This window comes from Epibacterium sp. HA2-3 (assembly GCF_055693725.2).
Genome location: NZ_CM172490.1, coordinates 861,867 through 881,235 on the forward strand (window position 1 = coordinate 861,867; position 19,369 = coordinate 881,235).

The window sequence follows — 19,369 nt, forward strand, 5'->3', positions numbered from 1 at the left end:
AGACAATGTTTGCGAAACTAGAAACATATCCCGCCGCGTTGCTCGAACTGGTTGCAACCGCGAATGACGCAGCCAAGGCCATCCCGCCCCTGTTCCCGCTGTCCTCGAGCGTGGCGGTCAACCCCTTCCTTGGCCAAACCGAGGAGCCGCTCGCGGTGACAGCGGCACGGCTGGCGCGGGTCGGAGGCACCAAGATCATGCCGGAGCGGGCGCATTGGGCGGCCAAGCTTGAGGCAGGCGACATCACTGAGACCGACCTGACCGAGGCCCTCGCAGCACTGAAGGGGCGGTTCAACTGCCCCAGCCTTGACGACGTCAAAGCCGCCTTGACGGTTCCATCGCCCACTCCACAAGCCTTGCCGACCGTCGCAGAGCTTGCGGCGGATGTGTCGGGACTGGATTGGCCTGCCCTGATCGAGGATCGGATCAGCGCATGGGCCGCAGGGCATTTTGACGAGGGGCAGGCGCTCTGGCAGCAGGCCAAGACTGGCGGCACTTTCAGCGCATGGCGCGATTTTGCCGCGCGCGATCTCACGCCGGAAATTCAAGGTCTGAGCGGCTTCTGCGCCTTTGTGGCGGCTACCAACCGCTCGCATTGGCGGGCGATCGGACGGGCGTCTGAGCGGCTGAACCTCGGCACCGAAGCCGCGTCGACCGCCTTTCACCGCTGGCTGATGACGCTAGGCGGCTGGGCTCAATATGGTCGCTACCTTCTGTGGCAGGACGAGCTGAACGGCGCGCAGAACAGTACCGTGACCGAGCTTCTGGCCATTCGGATGGTCTTTGATGAGGCGCTCTTTGCGCTCTATGAAGACCAGATTTCCGCACGTTGGGCAGAAGTGGTCGCGGCGCATCGCACGCCGGTGACGCCGACGCCGGATCTGGTCATTGATGCGATCTGGCAGGACGCGGCAGAACGGGCCGAACAGAGACGGCTTGCCGAGACACTGCAGTCGGGGGCAGCGCAACCGGTTGACGGACGCGCCGAGGTACAGGCGGCCTTTTGTATCGACGTGCGCTCCGAGGTGTTCCGTCGGGCGCTCGAGGCTCAGGATCGGCAGATCGAAACCCTCGGGTTTGCCGGATTCTTTGGTCTCGCGAGCGCGCACAAGGCGGCGGGCTCTGATGTGGTCGAGACGCGCGGCCCTGTGTTGCTGCAGGCGGGCGTTTCCTCACAGGCGAAGGAGGCCGAAGAGCTTGATCTTGACCGGCGCTACAGTGCGCGGGCCAAGCGGGCCTGGGGCCGGTTCAAGTTGGCCGCGGTGTCCTCCTTTGCCTTTGTCGAAGCAAGCGGGCCGCTCTATGCAGGTGAACTGATCCGGGACTCGTTGCTCTTGGGCGGAAAAACCAAGGCGGAGCCTGCGCCTGCGCTTGACCCATCGATCAGCCTTGCGACCCGCATTCAGATGGCAAAAACGGTGCTGACAGCGATGTCGCTCACCAGCGATTTTGCAAAGCTTGTGGTTCTCGCGGGCCATGGTGCCGATGTGACCAACAGCCCGCATGAAAGCGCGCTTCAATGTGGGGCCTGCGGTGGACATGCCGGGGACGTGAACGCGCGTCTTCTGGCGGCGCTCCTGAACGACCGGGACGTGCAGAAAGGCCTGCGTGATCAGGGGATCGAAATCCCCTCTGACACGGTGTTCCTACCTGCGCTGCATCACACCACAACCGATGAGGTCACGCTCTACGAGCAGGATCTGTCCTCCTATGCGCTGCAGATCTCCGAGGCGACACGGGGAAAGCTTAAGGGGTGGCTGACCGAGGCCGGACGTCTGGCACGGGCTGAGCGCGCCCAGCGGTTGCCCCGGGCCTCGAGCGAAGCATCGGTCCATATGCGGGCCCGCGATTGGGCCGAGACCCGGCCGGAATGGGGCCTTGCGGGCTGTCGCGCCTTTGTGGCGGCCCCCCGTGCACGCACCAGCGGCGCCGATCTTGGCGGGCAGGCGTTCCTGCACAACTACGTCTGGCAGCGCGATGAGGGCTTCGGCGTGCTGGAACTGATCCTTACGGCTCCGGTGGTGGTCGCAAGCTGGATCAGCCTGCAATACTATGGCTCTACCGTAGCGCCTGCGCAGTTTGGTGGCGGCAACAAGCTGTTGCACAACGTCGTCGGAGGCATCGGCGTGCTTGAGGGCAATACCGGTGCACCCCGCGCGGGCCTGCCGTGGCAGTCGGTGCATGACGGTGACAAGGTGCAGCATGATCCGCTGCGGCTCTCGGTCGTGATCGAGGCGCCACGCGAAGCGATGTCAGAGATCCTCTCGCGGCACCCCGGCGTGCGGGCACTCTTTGACAATGGCTGGCTACATCTCATTGCGATGGATGACGAGGGCAAGCTGGCCTGGCGCTATCGCGGAGATCTGAAATGGTCGCGCTTTGATGCCCCACAGTCCACGCCGAGCGCCTTGGCGGCCGAGTAACTCATTGGAAATGATAGGTAAAAGCCCTGAACGTCGCTCTGACGCTCGGGGCTTTTCTTACCTGTTTGCGGGGGTAATCAAGCCTCCCAGGTCAGGCGACCGCCACAGATCGTAAAGGCTGCGCGGGACTGATCGAGCAACTGGGGATCCATGGCTTCAAGGTTGTGATCCATCACCACGATGTCTGCCATCATACCCGGTTTCAACATGCCCTTGCGGGCCTCATTGAATTCCACCCATGCGTTCTCGACCGTGTAGCTGGCGAGCGTATCCATCAGGCTCTGTGATTGATCTCGCCACGGGGCACCGAGCGAATGCGGCGCAACCGCGCCCTTGATCGTGGGCATCACGTCGACGGGGATTACGGGCCAGTCGGTCGAGAAAATGACCTTTGCGCCGCTGTTGCGGATGTCCTGCCATGCGTATGCGAGCGGGATCTGGTCCGGGTGCAGCATTGCCCCCACGCCCGATGGAGGGAAATAGCCTCCAAAGGGTGCATGCCCTGGTTGGATCGAGGCGACGACGCCCAAGGCCTTGAAACGGGGCAGATCGTCGGGGTGCAGCACTTCGATGTGTTCGATCCGGTGGCGACTGTCGCGCCGGCCATTGCTGCGCTGGGCGGCCTCATAGCCGTCGAGCGTGCGGCGCACGGCAAGATCGCCAATCGCATGGGTGGCAATCTGAAGCCCCATGGCGTCGGCGCGGATGCAGGCTTCGTTGAAGTGCTCCGGCTCAAACACCGCGTCGCCGATATGATCGGTGCCGGGGTAGGGTCGGAGCATCAGGTCGGTGCCGCTCTCGACAACGCCATCCATGAACATCTTTACCCGATTGCACCAGACCATATCGCTGTTGAAGCGTTGGCGCATGTCTTGCGCTTCGGAAAACCGGTCGAGCGGATCTGGGCTCTTGTAGTGAAAAGGTACTTCGGTACGGCATAAGAGCGTGCCGTCCCGCTCCATCTCGGAGAGCAGTTCGAGCTGATAGAAATTGCCATCCATATTGTGCAACCCGGTGATGCCGTGGCTGGCGCAGTGTTTGAGGCCACGTTCCAAAGCTGCCTTGTCTAGCGCGCGTTCGGCGGGCGTGGCTGCTGGTACCGGGTCGGCCCCCGTTACCAGCCCCATCATGTCCCGACCCGCGTGGCGGGTCATGCGCAGCACCGGCGCATAGGCGGAAGGCTCCTGCAGTTCGCCCGTCGCGCGGCCATCGGTGCCCATCACCACTTGCGCCCCCGCTTCGACCTCTGCACCATGAAGAAGCCCTGCGGCCTCCAGCGCGGCGGTATTGGCCCAGACCGTGTGATGATCGGGCGCATACATGGCAAAGGGACGATCGGGCAAAACGCGATCCAGCGCCTGACGGGTGGTTTTGATACCTTCACCCAGAATGGCGTAATCGGCCTGAACCGCAAAGACGAGCCGATCTTCGGTGTTCTTGGCGGCCCATTCGCGCACGACCTCGGTCAGTTCTGTCTCCCCCTGAACACCCGTGAGATCCAGGCACGCGAGTTCGACTGAGCCGCCAAAGAGATGCACATGGCTGTCGATAAATCCCGGCAACACGGTGCTCCCGGCGGCGTCAATCACGCGAGTGGAGGGCGCGGAAAGAGCACGGATTTCGGCGGTGGTGCCCACCGCAGAGATCAGCCCGTCGGTGATGGCGAGCGCCTCGGCAAAGGGGCTGTTGGGGTCAAAGGTGATCAGGCGACCGTTCAGGATCACGGTCTGAGGAGGGATGGTCATCACGCGGAGTCCAGTTTTGGGGTGGGGGCGCGCCCCGATTTGGCGCGCCCCGGGGCTGTTACGCCCCTTCTGCGGGGTTATTTGGTCACTTCGGTCCAGATCTTGGAATAGATCCGCTGCACGTCGGGTGGGCAGGTCTTGGCGAGATAGCCGGCATCTTTCAGCTCGTCGGGAATAACCACCTCGGAGGCCTCTGCCATGGCCGCATCCATAAAGGGTTCAGATCCTTTGATGCCATTGGCGTAGCGGGCAAAATTGGACAGAAGCGCTGCGTTCTCCGGAGCCATGATATAGTTCAGGAACAGTTTGGCATTGTCGACATTCTGCGCATCCGCGAGGATCGCGGCGTTGTCCATCCAGATCGAAAACCCGGTCTGTGGATAGCCAAAGGCGATGTCATCGTTTTGCAGCCGTGCCCGGAATGAGGCGCCGTTCCAATTGACCCCAGCCGCGAGGTCCCCCTTGGCGAACTTCTCGATGTTGCCATAGGCCATGGAGAGCCAGTCCTTTTTAGCCTCGACCAGTTTATCGCGCACTTTGGCCAGCATGTCCTTGTCGGCGGTGCATTGCTCGCCCCCCATGTAGTGAATGGCCATGCCCATCACGTCGAGCATCTCCGGCACCACGTTGATCTTGCCCTTCAGCTCTTCTGGCGGATCAAAGATCAGCGCCGCCGAGTTGATGTCGCCTGAATAAACCGAAGTATTGACGGTGACGCCCACGGTTCCCCATTGCCAGGGCACGGTGTAGTCGCGGCCAGGATCAAAATCCACATCGACCCAGCGCGGGTCCATGTTCTTGAAGTTCTCCATCTGGTTGGGCATCGACTTCATCAACAGGCCCTCGCCGATGAAGATCGGCACATAGGTGCCAGACGGCACCACGATGTCAAAGCCATGCCCACCTGCCTTGATCTTGGCCAGTGCGGTGTCGTTGCTGTCGTAGTCAGTGATGGTGACGTCGATGTCGAACTCCTGTTCGAACTTCTCGATCAATTCCGGGCTGGTGTAATTGCCCCAGTTGTAGATATTCAACTGTCCCTCCGCCATGGCCGCCGTCGCGGAGACGGTCGCAAGCGTTGTGGCTGCAATCAGATGTCTCATAAGTCATTTCTCCTGTCGGATGTTGGGTTTATGGGCGGCCAGTTGTCTCTGGCTCATGGTTTTTGAGCTATTTTCGGACTTTGTTCACAAAGTAAAAAGCGGTCACCATCAGGACCGAAATCGCCAATAGGGCGGTGGAAATGGCGTTGATCTCGGGCGTTACCACACGGCGCAATTGTCCCAGCATATATGTGGGCAAGGTGTCCTGTCCGGCGGATTTGACGAACTCGGTGATCACCACGTCATCAAGAGAGATCACGAAGGCCAGCATCGCTCCGGCGAGAATTCCAGGCCAGAGCTGGGGCAGGGTGATGTGGCGAAAGACCTGAAACGGTGTGCCATACAGATCAGCGCCCGCGTGTTCGAGGCTCAGATCCATGCCCTGCAATCGTGCCCGCACCGGCATATAGGCAAAGGGAATGCAAAATGCCGAATGTGCGAGGATCAGATAGCCAAGCCCGGTATAGCCGGTAAAGGATTTGACGCTGGCAAACACAATGAGGAGCGAGACCGCGGTGACGATCTCCGGCACCATCAACGGTTGATTGACCATTGCAAAGACCACGGTCTGCCCGCGCCAGGGCTTGCTGCGGGTGGTGGCCAGTGCCGCCAAAACCGCTGCGGTGGTTGCGACACCCGACGCGCAGGTCGCAAGGATCAGAGAGCGGATCGTGGCATCCTTGACCTGTTCGTTATCCCAGGCCGACGCGTACCAGCGCCAGGAAAACCCTTCCCAGATTGCGATGGAGTCGCCAGCGTTAAAGGAATAGGCCACAAGAAGTAGGATCGGCAGGTACAGCAGCACAAAGCAGGCGATGGCGATTGCTGTAAAGCCCGTCTGGCGGCGAACATCAAATCCTTTAGACATCGCTTTCGCCCTCCCGCCCGATGGCGCGCACGTAGAACACCAGCGCCACCATCACCACCGCCAAAAGCGTCAGCGCCAGCGCGGCGCCAAGGGGCCAGTTGCGCAACTGCCCAAATTGCAGCTCGATAAGATTGCCCAGCATCAGCTGCTTGCCGCCGCCCAGCACGCGTGGGGTGACATAGGCGCCAAGGCAGGGCACAAAGACCAGAATGGAGCCAGCCACAACGCCAGGTTTCACCAAGGGGAAGATGATGCGCCTCAGCACGTCCAGTCGGCTGGCATAGAGGTCATAGCCCGCCTCCACTAAATCGAAGTCGAGCCGCTCCATCGAGGCATAGATGGGCAGGATCATCAGCGGCAGATAGACATAGGTCATCCCGATCAGAACCGAAAACTCTGTGAACAGCATCTGGATCGGCTCATCAATGAGCCCGCTGGCCATCAACAGCGTGTTGATGGTGCCTTGGTTGCGAATAAGCTCCATGATCGCAAAGGTTCGGATCAACAGATTGGTCCAGAAGGGGATCATGATCAGAAGCATCCACATGTCCCGGCGGTGCTGAGGGCGCGTGGCGATGAAATAGGCGGTGGGAAAGCCCACGATCAGACAGAGAAACGCCGTCATCAGCGAGAGCTTGATAGAGCGCCAGAACACCAGAAGATGCGCGTCCGCCAGTTGCAGCTCTTCGGTGAAAAAGTCCCGCTCGGCCACCACGTTGAACCAGGGCTCCAACGTAAAGCGCCATTCAACACCGCCGTAATCACCGGGGGTGAGGAATGAGTAGATCACCACCACCAGCAATGGCCCGCTTGCGGCAAGGCTGAGGATTACAAGTGCAGGTGTGAGCAGCAACCACCGGCTGCGCCGCTCGCGCCGGGCGCGCGGATCGGGGTGGGGCGGGGCAGTGAGAGCGGGATCCTGCATGGGCTCAATCCTTCAGGATCTGCGCGGTGTCAGGCGCAAAGCACACCCCCACAGTGTCATTGATCGCCAAGGTCTGCGTTTGTCCCGGCTGGTTTTGCCGCCGCAGGATAAAAGTGCCGCCCCCTTCCATTGTGACGTGATAGTGGGTGTCGGTGCCGAAATAGACCACGTTGTCCAAGGTTCCGATCAACAGCGCGTCTCTACGTTCGCAAAGCCTCGCATGTTCAGGGCGCACCGCCAATGTCACCGCCTGCCCTGCGGAAGGGGCGCCCCCTTCCGGAGCCTTGGCCAGGATTTCCTCACCCGATGCGAGCCGGACCAAGGCACCGCTTTCGGTGGAAGATACCATCTGGGCTTTCAGAAAATTGGTGTCGCCGATGAAGTCGGCCACGAACCGCTCGGCCGGATGATCGTAGATGTCCCGCGGCCCGCCGATCTGCCGGATGGTGCCCGCATTCATCACCGCGATGCGGTCCGACATCGTCAGCGCTTCTTCCTGGTCATGGGTGACAAAGACAAAAGTGATGCCGGTTTCATGCTGAAGCCGTTTGAGTTCGAGCTGCATTTCCTTGCGCAGTTTGAAGTCGAGTGCGGAGAGAGGCTCGTCCAGCAACAGGACCTTGGGGCGCGGCGCGAGGGCACGGGCCAGCGCCACGCGCTGTTGCTGACCACCGGAAATCTGCGCGGTTTTCCGGTCGGCCATCGCCGTCATCTGCACCAGCTCCAGCATCTCCGAGACGGTTGCGGCAATTTCCGCCTTCGGTCGCTTAAGCATCTGAAGTCCAAAGGCGATATTCTCTGAAACGGTCATATGCGGAAACAGCGCATAGGATTGAAACACCGTATTGACTGGGCGCTGATGCGGGGGGTGTCGCAAAAGGTCTTTGCCGTCGAGCATCAATTGACCACGAGTGGGATCCAGAAACCCGGCAATCATGCGCAACAGCGTTGTTTTTCCGCAGCCGGAAGGACCAAGGAGCGTAAAAAATTCATTGGATTGAATGGTGAGAGAAACATCATCCAATGCGGTGAAAGCCTCTGCGCCTTCGCCAAATATCTTGGTTAGGCCATCAATTTTGATCATGCAAACGTCCCTTGTTGGCCGCAAGGACGTCATTCACGCCCTTTGAAGCCTGAAATATTTCAAAATGAACGCTGAGGGCGTCTTACGGCTCCTCTTGGTATCTGCTCTTCCAGCTTGCATTTTGATCAAATTGGGAGTCAATGATTTTTATATTTTACCGCAAAACCCGCAGGAAGGCCCAATCCGGACACGCTTGATGCTGCAATGAGAAGGCCTGCGACCAAAGCCCTGAATAAGTGCCTCCTAAAAGCGTCGCGTGTATTCCATCACAGGTGCAAAGAGGTCGGCTTTGGATCGTAGATTAGCCTGCCAAATTTGAGAGAGAACCATAAGCGCTTCGCAACGCTAGGATAAAAAAACTCTGATTCCGGATTTTTATATTGCTGATTTATTAGTCATTAAGCGCTGTGGCGCAGGGTTTCTGATGAGCAAGTGAAACCTCAGCTGCGAAGCCCGGAACGGTCGGTCAAAGAACCGATGGCCTAAGGTCCGGGCCTTTGGCCTTCGTTGCGGGCACACAGTCAGTTTTCATGTTCAGTCACATCAAGGCGCGTCGCGCGCCGTTTGGTCAAAAAGTGAAGTGTGAAAATGTCTGATCCGTCTGAAGTCCAATCAAGACCTCGCCGCAAATTTGGTATTTTCCGCAGTGTGCGCTCTAAACTCAGTGCTGTCTTGGTGCTTCTGGCCGCGGGCATTACCCTATTTGGTTATATCACTTATGGGCTGCTCATGCAGGTCTCCGGGCATATTACCGAACTGAATGACGAAAACCTTCCCGACCTCGAAGTCTCGCAAGACATCACCCTTGCGGCCGATATGGCCAAAGACAGCATGATTACCATGCTGGTGGTGGATAATGCCGCGGGCATCGATCAGGCCATGGGCGAGGTGGACGCCGCGCGCACGGCGCTGGGCAGTGCGATCGCAGAGCTCAACGACGAGATCGAACCCCAGTTTTCCGCTAGCCTTGATGAGGTGTCCCAGGCTCTCGCGGATCTTGCCGAGGCCCGCAGGGTCACTTTTGCAAGTGATGACCAGATCGAGGCCAGAGTACGCGACATGCAAAGTATCATCAGCGAACTCAGCGTCGTCATGACGGAACTGTCGCGCTCTGCCGCCATCGAATTGCGACAGGGCGCCGAGGCGACAGATCAGAAAATTGACAATACGGTCACGCGTCTGGTCGAGGTGGATTTTTACAATCAATCGCTCCTGCTGGAGGCCCAGGCCGAACTCAATCTGCTGACCGGCGCCGCCGTGTCGGCCGGAGGGACCAAAGACCCCGAGACCCTGGCCCAGATAGAGGCCATGGCTGAAAAGTCGCGCGACCGTCTCTTGGAAATCACAGACATTATCAGCGAACGCGCTCCCGAGACTTTTGACACCTCACTCCTGATTACGGCTGTGTTTACGCTCGAGACGGTGCTGGCGCAGAGCCTGTTTCCCTCCGAAACCCTGCGCAAGGCTGCATTGAGCGCCCGCGCCGACACAGCAAAAGCCATTGATACGGCAATCAACGCCCAGATGCGCAGTTTGCTGGCATCGGTTAACGCGGCGAAGGATGCGAACGGCGAGGCGCTCGAGTTGCTGCTCACCAATGAGGTGGGCTTTCTGCGAGAGCTGGTTGAGATCGGGATCGCGATCAACATGTTCCAGGTTGCCGCTCTTGATGCGGCTACTTCCGATGACGAAGCCAGCGTAAGTGACGCCGAGAAGGGAATGGTTGAAGCAGGCGCCCTTTTTGCAAAGTATCAGGATTTTCGCGATGGGCGGGTTGTCGAGTTCCTCTCGCGCCTGAGCGATCTGAATGATCCCGAAACGGGCCTCGCAGCTCTTCAGATCAAAGGCATCAAAGCTGCAGAAGCATCAGACGCGGCCACCCTCAATGCACGCACTTCGGTCGAGGCGATCTCCCAGCGCGCTGCGGAGTTCACCGCCAGCACACTCAGTGAAATCGATGTGATGACGGATGAAATCTTTGATGAAGTCGAGTTGATGGTGCGGGACCTGGTTGTCTCAGCAGCCGTTGCAGGCGTGTGTTTCCTTGCGATATTTTCCGTTATTCAGCTTCTGATCCTGCGTCCGTTGAACCGGATCAGTGCGAGCACGGAACGGCTTGCGGAGGGGGATCGCAGCCCTGTTACCGGGTTTGAACGCACCAGCACGGAGATTTACCGGATCGCGCGCTCGCTGTCGGTGTTTCGCGATGGGATCGTCGAAAAAGAAGAGCTCGAAGAGATGGCGGCCGCCGAGCGCGAGGAGCGCGAACGGGTGCAGGCCAAGGCGGTCGAGGCGCTGGGCACGGGGCTGGAGCGGCTCTCCAGCGGGGATCTGACCGGCCACATCCACGAAGAACTCGGCGAGGGCTATGACCGGCTGCGGCTCGACTTCAACCGCACCCTCGACACCTTGAATGACACCGTCGGCCAGGTGATCGACACCTCTGCCTCCATTCGCAACGGCGCCTCGGAAATCAGCCAGGCCTCGCAGGACCTGTCGCATCGCACCGAAAGCCAGGCCGCGACGCTCGAAGAGACCGCCGCCGCATTGGATGAGATGACGGCCAGCGTGACCTCTGCCGCGGAAGGCGCGCGCGATGTGGAACGCACCTCGAACGAGGCGCGCAGCGAGGCCGAAGCCAGTGGCGATATCGTGCGCAGCGCGGTTTCGGCGATGACCGAGATCGAACAGAGTTCGGGCAAGATCGCGCAGATCATCTCGGTGATTGACGATATCGCCTTTCAGACCAACCTCTTGGCACTCAATGCCGGTGTCGAGGCGGCCCGGGCCGGGGAGGCGGGGCGTGGCTTTGCGGTTGTGGCCTCCGAGGTGCGGGGCCTTGCGCAGCGCTCTTCGGATGCGGCGCTGGAAATCAAGAACCTGATCAGCGACAGCTCGAAACAGGTGGAGCGTGGTGTTGATCTTGTGGGCAAGGCCGGGGAGGCGCTGGACAACATCCTGAACCGCGTGAGTCATGTCTCTGAGCTGATTTCCGGGATCGCCACCGGTGCGCAGGAGCAATCCACGGGGCTCTTGGAAATCAACACGGGTATGAACCAGCTGGATCAGGTGACACAGCAAAACGCTGCCATGGTCGAGGAGGCCACTGCGGCGAGCCAGCTCCTGAACACGGATGCGGAGACGCTTGCGGATCTGGTGGCCCGGTTCCAGACGGCAAATACGGCGCGGACCCCTGCCGCGGGCGCTGGGGATGTGGGCGAGGACGCCGGATCAGAGGCGCTTGCCCCCACAAGCTGGGGCGATGCACAGGACATCGAGTGGGAGGCCACCGAGGTCGAAGAGCCCTTTGTCCCGGAGCAGACAGACTGGTCCGACTTTGATGGCGACGACACTCAGGCAACCGGGACGTAAAAGACCCTTTGAGGGCCTGAATCGGGTTGCGTCGGGTGCTCGAATGCGTCGACCCTATTGGGCATTTTGAAACGCGCGTAGCTGATCAAAGTTTGAGGAATGTGATGCAACAGCGCCTCAGCGCGAGGTGACTTGGCGCAGACGGGCAACGTGATGCCCATCGTTCAAAACTCTGCATCATTGCGTCACTTCAGGTGAAACAACCAGATACTCCAAGTGCCGGATGCTGATACTTTTCGCGATTTTCTTTGAGAACAAGACACGAGGAATACGTAAGCCTATCCTCGCGTCATTGGGCCGCCAGCGACACACATGGTGTTTTCGAACCATGATGCGATCTTTAATGCTCACCTTGGGCCCATTGGTGCGAGGAAATTCACTGGGGTGCGAGGAAATTCACTGATAATAGGAACCTCGAAGCGCAGGCCTATGGAAGTCAAAGGTGTTGGGGCATCGTCTGGGTCGCGAAGCTGAGCCGCTGCAAGAGGTGCGCGGTAGACACCAGAGAATCGACCAAAGGTGCCTGTCTAAGAATTGTCCATTGGCTTTGCTTCGTTTGCCCCCGCTTGGGGGGGGCCGAAAGCAACTCGGGCATTTCGCATTTGCCGCGCAGAGGCGCGTTAGCAATCCAGTCTTTGTCTCGGCTCAGACCAGGTCGGTTCTGAGCGTTTCCGAATTGGTGAAAAGGCTTCAGTTTGGTACTGCGACGTGAAGCTGTGCCCGAGGTCTCGAGCCTTGCGAACTCCGTGGCAAGCCGAAACGGATTGTCTGTATGGACGCCATCAAGTTTCCCAACCGCAGGGCGCGCAGCTTCGCATCACGCGGTATCGCCGTGTTCCTCATATCTTCGGCCAGGTGAGGCAAGGCGTGCAAATTCTTGACCTGACGTAACAGAGCCGTAAGGATAGAAAGCTGGGACGACGCAAAGATACACAAACGGGGGATGGTTTATGGCGATTGTCGATCGGGGTGCATCCAAAGCGGCCGGGTAGAATATACAGTCCGGCGCTTGCCTGTCGTTTCAGGGTGCAAGCGCCATTTTGGTTTCATCCATCACGTTTTTGCTCCCCAGCACCTGTTCTACTCATCCCTTTCTCGCACGCGGGGCTACGTCGCCTATGGCGGTCTGAGCCCGAGACGCTCAATTTGGAAGGCAAATTTTGGTTTCTTCTTCGACGATCCGGGGCCTTGGTCGTACCGCGCAATCTGCGGCGGTTTGTCTGTCGCTTGGCCTGGCCACCTGTGGGCTCATGTCTTTGGGTCTATCCGCGCTGGCCCCATCGAAAGCTCAGGCACAGACCTATAGTCTGGGTGCTGTCGCCGATCCAGAGGTCTATGCGGCGGTGCCAAAGTCCGCACCGCTTGCGCGGGGGGATTATCTGAGCGCCCCACCTCAGCTGTCGCTCAAACGATTTGTACCCCCGGTGGGCGATCAGGGTCAGCAGGGCAGCTGTGTGGGCTGGGCCACCGCTTATGCGGCGCGCACCTTGCTCAAGGCCAAGGATCTCGAGGTTGAGAACACTGATCGGCTGCGCGACCTGGTGCTGTCGCCGTCTTATGTGTTCAACCAGATCCACCAGCCTGGCTGCAACGGGTCTTATGTCGCAGAGGCGTTGACGCTGATGCAGCGGCAGGGCGTTTCGCTCTTGCGCGACTTTCCCTATGATCAATACTCCTGCACGGCACAGCCTTCGGCGAGTCTGCGCGACAAAGCGAGCCAGTTCCGGATCAAAGGCTATTCACGCCTCTGGGGGGGCTATGGCCGCAACAAGCACGTCGCAACCCGGCGCGCGCTGGCCAATGGCAATCCGGTTGTGATCGTCATGGGGGTGGGCGATGGGTTCATGCGCCACAGCGGCAGCGGCATCTGGCAGCCAACCTCTACTGAATGGAGTGAGCTGCGCAGCAACACGCTGGGGGCGCATGCGATGACCGTGGTGGGGTATGATGACACCCGCGGTGGCGGCGCTTTCGAAGTGGTCAATTCCTGGAGTGCGGGATGGGGCAACCGCGGCTATTTCTGGATTTCATACGAGGATTTCAACGCTTTCGTCTATGAGGGCTATGAGGTGTTGCCGCCTGATCCACCTCCGCCGCCTCGGGTGGTCGATATGGCGGGCAGTGCACGGGTGCTGCATCTCTCGGGCAATGAGTTGGACGTGACGCGCAGCCCAGGCGGCTACAAAATCCGCAAACCCCTGCCATCGGGCACGCGCTTTCGGGTCGAGGCCTCAAGCAAATTCAACGGTGCGCTTTATGTGATCGGGGGCGATTCCAGCGGCGACTATGTGAGCCTGTTTCCCCGCGGCGACCGGATGACGCCCTATACCCATGGCGGGACCACGATGCTGTTGCCGGGGCCGACAGAGCAGCATTTCACCCGGCTCAATGACACGGTTGGAACCGATTACTATGTCTTGCTTTACGCGCAGGCGCCGCTCGATCCGGAAACCATCGCGATGCGTATGGCGCGTGGGTCCGGCAGCGTGGAGGCACGGCTGCGCAGTGCGCTTGGCAACCGTCTCGTGCCACAAGATGAGATGGAGTTGCTCGCGTCAGGCATCGGTTTCGAAGCCGCAAGCGGGGAGGCGGATGTGGCGGCTCTGGTCCTGAGCATCGACCATATTGCCCCGGATCCCACGCAAGCCGATCGTGAGGCGCCACTGATTGTGCTCACCAAGCCGGCGCCCGAGGCCTTTGACAGCGCGGATGCGGTGATCCCTGTGCAAAGCCGTCTTTTCCGCCTCGAGGGCATGGCGCAGGATGAAAGCGAGATTGCTTCCCTGCGTGTCAACGGAGCTCTGAGCAGCCGCTATTCCTCGCGCGGACCGTTTCGCGCCGAGATCGAGCTCCCCGAAGGGCCCGGTCCCCATTCCATCGAAATTGAAACACGCGACGCAGCGGGCAATGCCGCGCGCCGGAGTTTTCAATTCAGACTGACTTTCAACTGATCCTTACAGGAGACGTTCCGTGATCCGAACTGCCCTATTCCGAGTCATCCTTTTGCTGATCTTACCCTTAACGTGGGGGGCGTCAGTGCAGGCGCTGGAGTGCCGATATTGCGAAGGGAAGGATCTTGGCGCATTGATCGAGCTGTCCGTCTCGCGCGACAGTGGCGCCTTGCGGGCGCAGATCCGGGGCTGGATTGCCGAGAAACACCCCGATACCCCGGCTGGGTATGTGGCGCGGGCCTGGGCGTTGGATCAGAGCGGCGGGGCTCTCAAAGACGTCGAACAACTTTACAAAGAGGGCATCAGGCGCGACCCCTCGCTCGGTCTTGGTTTTACCAACCTCGGCTACACGCTTGAGCGCCAGAAACGCTATGAAGAGGCATTCGACTACTACTTGGAAGGGGCCAAAGCCTGGCCGCATCACGCGTTTTTTGTGCAATACGCCTTTTTTAACCTCAAGAACCGTCAAGGCGAGGCGGCGGCGCTTGATTGGCTTGCAACCTACGAACGTACCGGGCCAGCGCAGGATTGGGTCTATGATTATGTGCGCGGGGTTCTGGCCCGCAGCAACGGGGATCGCCGTGCGGCAGACCGCTACTTTGAGCAGGCCCTGCGCCGCTCGACGCAGCCGGATGCTTTGACTGCATGGCTCGACAATCGCCTGCGCGTGCTGAGCGCGGAGCGGGCCGATCGCAATACCCGTCTCAATACCATTCGTGAGGCAATCGACTGGGCCAATACCAACCGCAGCGATGGCGCGCTGCGCCATATCGGAAAGATCCTTTGGGAAGATTTCAACCTGCCGCGGGACGCCCATAGCCTGTTTCGTGCAGCCTATCAGATGAACCCATCGCCCGAGGCTGCGCATGATGCCTTTGGTTCGATCGGCAACGACGACTTTGACGCGGGGATTGCGGTCCTGAACCAGGGGCTTCGGGATTTTCCCAACAACTATCATGTTCTGATCGCCGCCAACTGGGCGTGGAGCGAATTCAAGTTCGATCCCCAAAAGGCCGAGGGCTATGGGATGCGCGCGATCGAGATGGCGCCAACGCAGGGGGAGTTGGACAATGCGATCAACCAATATGCCCGCTTTGCCAATGAATCCGCGCAATATGACAAAGCAGTTCCGGTCTTTGAGAAATACCTCTCCTCGGTGAATGGCAGGGCCTATCGCAACATTCTGGGCGATTACGTCGACAACCGTGTCCACGCGCGTGATTTCGATCAGGCCAACCGGCTTCTTCAGCGCGCCAAGGACTATGGCGGCTTTTCGGAAAACTGGATTGCGGGGCGCGAGAACCGTATCCGAAATGCGTTGCGGCTTCAGGGGCAGCGGGATCGCTTTTTTGCAGAGAATCCTTTTCTTAAGGACTGGGAGCAGCGCTTTGGCGACAGCTTGCGTGTGACGGTGGAGTTCGCCACCGGAAAAGCAGATATTCGTGAAGCGGGCCTTGGTGTGCTGCGCCAGGCCGCCGATGCGCTGAAAGCGCGCGGGGCAGAGAACTACGTATTTCTCATTGAGGGCCATACCGACAGCACCGGCAGCGACAAGATCAACCTGCCGCTGAGCGACGCGCGCGCCAAATCGGTTGAGCGCTATTTTGTCGAGAATGCGGGCATTGCGCCGGAGCGGTTGCAAACCGTTGGATATGGTCCGCGCATCCCGCTTGCGACCAACGCGACAGAGGGCGGCAAGCAGATCAACCGTCGGGTTGAAATCCGTCCCTACGGCAATATCTCGGCGCCGCAGATCTCGACCTCAGGCTGGCTTGATGCGCGGTCGCTTACGTTGAGCCCGGATGGCCGGTTTGCAGTGACCGGCAATACGCCGGCACAGGTCTGGGACCTGGAACGCATGCTTCGGGTTCACCAGCTGCCTATTGGAGGCAGCTCGCGCGAAATCTCGCCCAATGGGCGCTATATCGCGGTCAAATCGTCCTTTGTCGGGGTGACGGGGGTCACGGACAATCTGCTTTATATCTACGATATGCGCACCGGGCTCATGCACAGCCAATTGCCCAACGCGCTCGAGATTGATGAAATCTCCTGGTCGCCCTTTTCGGATGCGGTGGCCTTTAGTGATCGCAACGGCTACCTGCGGGTCTATGACATGGCCACGCGCCAGTTTCGCGCGGTCACCAAGATGGGCACCATCCGGGGATCCGAGCAAATCATCTGGACCGGGGATGGCGCGCATATCGTGACCAAGTCGCCGCGCACGTCAACGGCGGTGGTCCGTGATGCGCAATCGCTTCGGCCCGTCACCACCCTGCGCAACGCGGGCCGCGTGCATGGGTTCGCGAACACGCCGGATGGGAAGTATCTGGTGGTCATGAACAACAGTTACGAGCTGATCGTCTGGGCAACTGCGGATTGGCGCGAGGTCGCGCGCAAGCGGATGCCTGCGATGACCTTCAATCTCATTGCGCATCCCACAGAGCCCAAGGTTATGATCGCCGATACCTTCACCAACACCACCCGGCTGGCGCTCGTGGATGTGCCGAGCCTCAATGTGACCGCCACATTTGAGGGCGACCCGGAAAAGATTCACTATGGTGGCTTCACGCCGGACGGGCAGCATTACGTCACTACGCTGGATGATCAGATTGTCTATCTCGACACCCAGAACCTGCGTGTTGATCAACGCAAGGACGGCGCGGCGCACAAGGGCCGTGGCCTCACCATGGTGCCCTCACAGGATCTGGTGCTCTCACGTGACAGCGAAGGCACAAGCGTCTGGAACATCAAGACCGGGCGCCGCGTGCATCGGATCGAAGGGGAGGTATACCAGACCTGGAAGCCGCTCAGTGCGGATGGCTCGGTTCTGTTTACGTTTGACGAAGATGGGCGGATGCTGCGCTTTGACACCACCACCTTCCGCAGCGAGGTGGTGAAGCAGATCGACGGCACGCCCTACAGCATGCGTGAAAACGACACCCACATTGCTGTGGGGACTGTGCCGCAAGGGGAGGGGCCGTTCCAGCGCCCGGTCTCCAACATCTATGTGATCGAGAAGGCAACGCTCAATGTGGTGATGCAGAAGCGCTTTGACATCGTGTCAGAGCCAGTGCGCTACAATGATATCTATGATCCGGCCGTCTATGTCCGCCTGTCAGACGATGGCAAGCTGGCGGTGACCTCGTCCTGGATGGCAGGGTTCAAGCAGGGCACCACCAATGGCCGCGTGGTCACCATCTATGATCCCCAGCGCAACAGCGAAGTGACCAGTTTTCAGGCGGAGGCGCGGTTTTTCCAGATGGACTGGGCCGAGGGGGGCGAGGCGCTCAAGTTCCGAGGCAAGGGCCGCTGGTATTTGCATGATCCCAACACTGGCAAGAACACGGGCCGCGAGACACCCAGTGCCAATTACGAAATCGCGCTTGCAGATGGACGCACGCTGGAGTGGTTCTGGGATCACGTGGCGCTCGATGGGAAGGAACTGACCTTTCCGCATAACCTGCGCCATCTGGAAACCCACGAAGATCGCAATCTGGCAATCGGTCTCACCACGGGCAACGAGCTGATCTTTATTGATCTGAACCAAATGGAACAGGCGCTGACCATTGCGCCGCGCAAGAACGGCGAATGGATCGCCTATACCCCGGACGGGCGCTACACAGCGTCGCTGGCAGGCACCGAGGATGTCTATTGGTCACTTGGCGACAACTACCTTCCGTTCTCGGCTCTTTCGGAGAACTACGAACGCCCCGGCCTGATCCGCAACCTGTTGGAGGCCATCGCCCAGGGCGAGGCGCTGCCGGATGATGGTGTGGACGTGGATGCCGATGTGTTTGAGGCGCCCTATGCGGTCCGATTGATCTCGCCTCAGCGCAGCACGACAGAGGAAGAGACCTTTGTGGTCGAACTTGAGGTGGTCAAGGACAGTGTGGACCTCGCAGACCCCGAGATCGAATATACGCTCAACGGGCGCCGGGTTCTGAAATCTCGCGGGTTTGAGGAAGAGGCGTTCTTTGACGGGCAGGAGACCGTGGGTTTCAGTCGCCGCTTTGACCTCAATCCGGGTCGCAACGTGATCGAGGCCTCGCTGGTATGGCGCGATGCGCGCATCCAGACGCAGACGCTCGAAATCATGCGCGAAGGCGGCGAGGCCCCGGACGAGAAACCCTCTGGCCAAACGCTCTGGTTCTTTGGGGTTGGTGTCTCGGACTACGAACGCTCAAGCCAGAACCTCAACTTTGCCGACCGCGACGCAACCGAGCTGGCCAAGCTGATGGAAGCGCAGGAGGGCAAGCTGTTTAACAGGGTCGAGACCAAGGTTCTGACCGACGCCGAGGCCACCGAACGCAACGTCCGTATCCAGATGAACGAGTTTCTCGATCAATCCTCAGATGATGATGTCGTGCTGCTGTTTCTGGCCGGGCATGGCGTGGTCGACGAGGAGCAGGAGCTCTACTTCATGACCCACGAGGGCGATTTGGCCAAACCCTATACCGGCATGAGCGTGGACCGGTTCCGCGACTACCTCGAGAACCGCCCGCTCAATCAGAATGCGCTGATGTTGCTCGACATCTGCCACTCTGGCGCGGGCAGCGAGCGGGTGGTGGCCGAGGATGCGGTGCAAAACCTCACAAAGGGCACAGGTGCCGTAGTGTTTGCCTCTTCCTCCGGCTCAGAGCTCAGCTTTGAAGACGAGAGCTTTGGCGGCGGACACGGCGCCTTTACGGCGGCACTTCTCGAGGGGCTGCGTGGTCTTGCAGACAACCGTGTCGGGGATCGCAACGGATTCAATTCTCTGCAGGAGTTGGTGCTGTTTACCTCCTCGCGGGTGCCGGAGTTGACCGAGGGCCAGCAACGCCCGCAGATCCCGGCGCTTTCGCTCAACGTAGACTATCCGCTGAGTGTTGCCACAAATTGATGAAACCAGATTTCTCCCG

General features: G+C 59.7%; 9 protein-coding genes. 4 read left to right on the plus strand and 5 right to left on the minus strand.

From position 1 onward, the window contains the following. Nucleotides 1-5: 5 nt before the first annotated feature. Nucleotides 6-2,423 carry a YbcC family protein gene (locus ACZ1HH_RS04050; RefSeq protein ID WP_472635935.1) on the plus strand — a complete coding sequence of 806 codons (2,418 nt, stop codon included), beginning with the start codon at nt 6-8 and terminating at the stop codon, nt 2,421-2,423. A gap of 77 nt (nt 2,424-2,500) precedes the next feature. On the opposite strand, the gene ACZ1HH_RS04055 is transcribed toward ACZ1HH_RS04050, so the two are convergent. The 5 genes from ACZ1HH_RS04055 to ACZ1HH_RS04075 all read right to left on the minus strand — a co-directional run bounded on the left by ACZ1HH_RS04055 (nt 2,501) and on the right by ACZ1HH_RS04075 (nt 8,148). Beyond that, nucleotides 2,501-4,168 (minus strand): amidohydrolase, encoded by a 1,668-nt coding sequence (locus ACZ1HH_RS04055; RefSeq protein WP_472635936.1) that lies wholly within the window; start codon nt 4,166-4,168, stop codon nt 2,501-2,503. Between the two features lie 77 nt (nt 4,169-4,245). After that, nucleotides 4,246-5,271 carry an ABC transporter substrate-binding protein gene (locus ACZ1HH_RS04060; protein WP_011538180.1) on the minus strand — a complete coding sequence of 342 codons (1,026 nt, stop codon included), beginning with the start codon at nt 5,269-5,271 and terminating at the stop codon, nt 4,246-4,248. Between the two features lie 67 nt (nt 5,272-5,338). Continuing rightward, nucleotides 5,339-6,139: an ABC transporter permease gene (locus ACZ1HH_RS04065; RefSeq protein WP_416368131.1), complete on the minus strand. Its 801-nt coding sequence runs from the start codon at nt 6,137-6,139 to the stop codon at nt 5,339-5,341. Then, the gene (locus tag ACZ1HH_RS04070; protein WP_416368132.1) at nt 6,132-7,064 is read right to left on the minus strand and encodes an ABC transporter permease; all 933 of its coding nucleotides are present in this window, start codon (nt 7,062-7,064) and stop codon (nt 6,132-6,134) included. Before ACZ1HH_RS04070 ends, ACZ1HH_RS04065 begins: the two co-directional genes overlap by 8 nt. Before the next feature lie 4 nt (nt 7,065-7,068). Next, on the minus strand, nt 7,069-8,148 hold the full coding sequence (locus ACZ1HH_RS04075) for an ABC transporter ATP-binding protein (protein WP_472635937.1): 1,080 nt from the start codon (nt 8,146-8,148) through the stop codon (nt 7,069-7,071). A gap of 588 nt (nt 8,149-8,736) precedes the next feature. Between ACZ1HH_RS04075 and ACZ1HH_RS04080 the strand changes: the two genes are divergently transcribed. The 3 genes from ACZ1HH_RS04080 to ACZ1HH_RS04090 all read left to right on the plus strand — a co-directional run bounded on the left by ACZ1HH_RS04080 (nt 8,737) and on the right by ACZ1HH_RS04090 (nt 19,350). Further along, a complete protein-coding gene (locus ACZ1HH_RS04080) occupies nt 8,737-11,520 on the plus strand; it encodes a methyl-accepting chemotaxis protein (RefSeq protein WP_472635938.1) in 2,784 nt (927 codons plus the stop codon). Nucleotides 11,521-12,680: 1,160 nt separating this feature from the next. Further along, nucleotides 12,681-14,471: a C1 family peptidase gene (locus ACZ1HH_RS04085; RefSeq protein ID WP_472635939.1), complete on the plus strand. Its 1,791-nt coding sequence runs from the start codon at nt 12,681-12,683 to the stop codon at nt 14,469-14,471. A gap of 133 nt (nt 14,472-14,604) precedes the next feature. Further along, the gene (locus tag ACZ1HH_RS04090; RefSeq protein ID WP_472635940.1) at nt 14,605-19,350 is read left to right on the plus strand and encodes an OmpA family protein; all 4,746 of its coding nucleotides are present in this window, start codon (nt 14,605-14,607) and stop codon (nt 19,348-19,350) included. The last annotated feature ends 19 nt before the right edge of the window (nt 19,351-19,369 follow it).

Bases quoted from the DNA above. Each gene is read 5' to 3' on its own strand.
- ACZ1HH_RS04050 (WP_472635935.1), top strand. From the start codon at position 6: ATGTTTGCGAAACTAGAAACATATCCCGCCGCGTTGCTCGAACTGGTT.
- ACZ1HH_RS04055 (WP_472635936.1), bottom strand. From the start codon at position 4,168: ATGACCATCCCTCCTCAGACCGTGATCCTGAACGGTCGCCTGATCACC.
- ACZ1HH_RS04060 (WP_011538180.1), bottom strand. From the start codon at position 5,271: ATGAGACATCTGATTGCAGCCACAACGCTTGCGACCGTCTCCGCGACG.
- ACZ1HH_RS04065 (WP_416368131.1), bottom strand. From the start codon at position 6,139: ATGTCTAAAGGATTTGATGTTCGCCGCCAGACGGGCTTTACAGCAATC.
- ACZ1HH_RS04070 (WP_416368132.1), bottom strand. From the start codon at position 7,064: ATGCAGGATCCCGCTCTCACTGCCCCGCCCCACCCCGATCCGCGCGCC.
- ACZ1HH_RS04075 (WP_472635937.1), bottom strand. From the start codon at position 8,148: ATGATCAAAATTGATGGCCTAACCAAGATATTTGGCGAAGGCGCAGAG.
- ACZ1HH_RS04080 (WP_472635938.1), top strand. From the start codon at position 8,737: ATGTCTGATCCGTCTGAAGTCCAATCAAGACCTCGCCGCAAATTTGGT.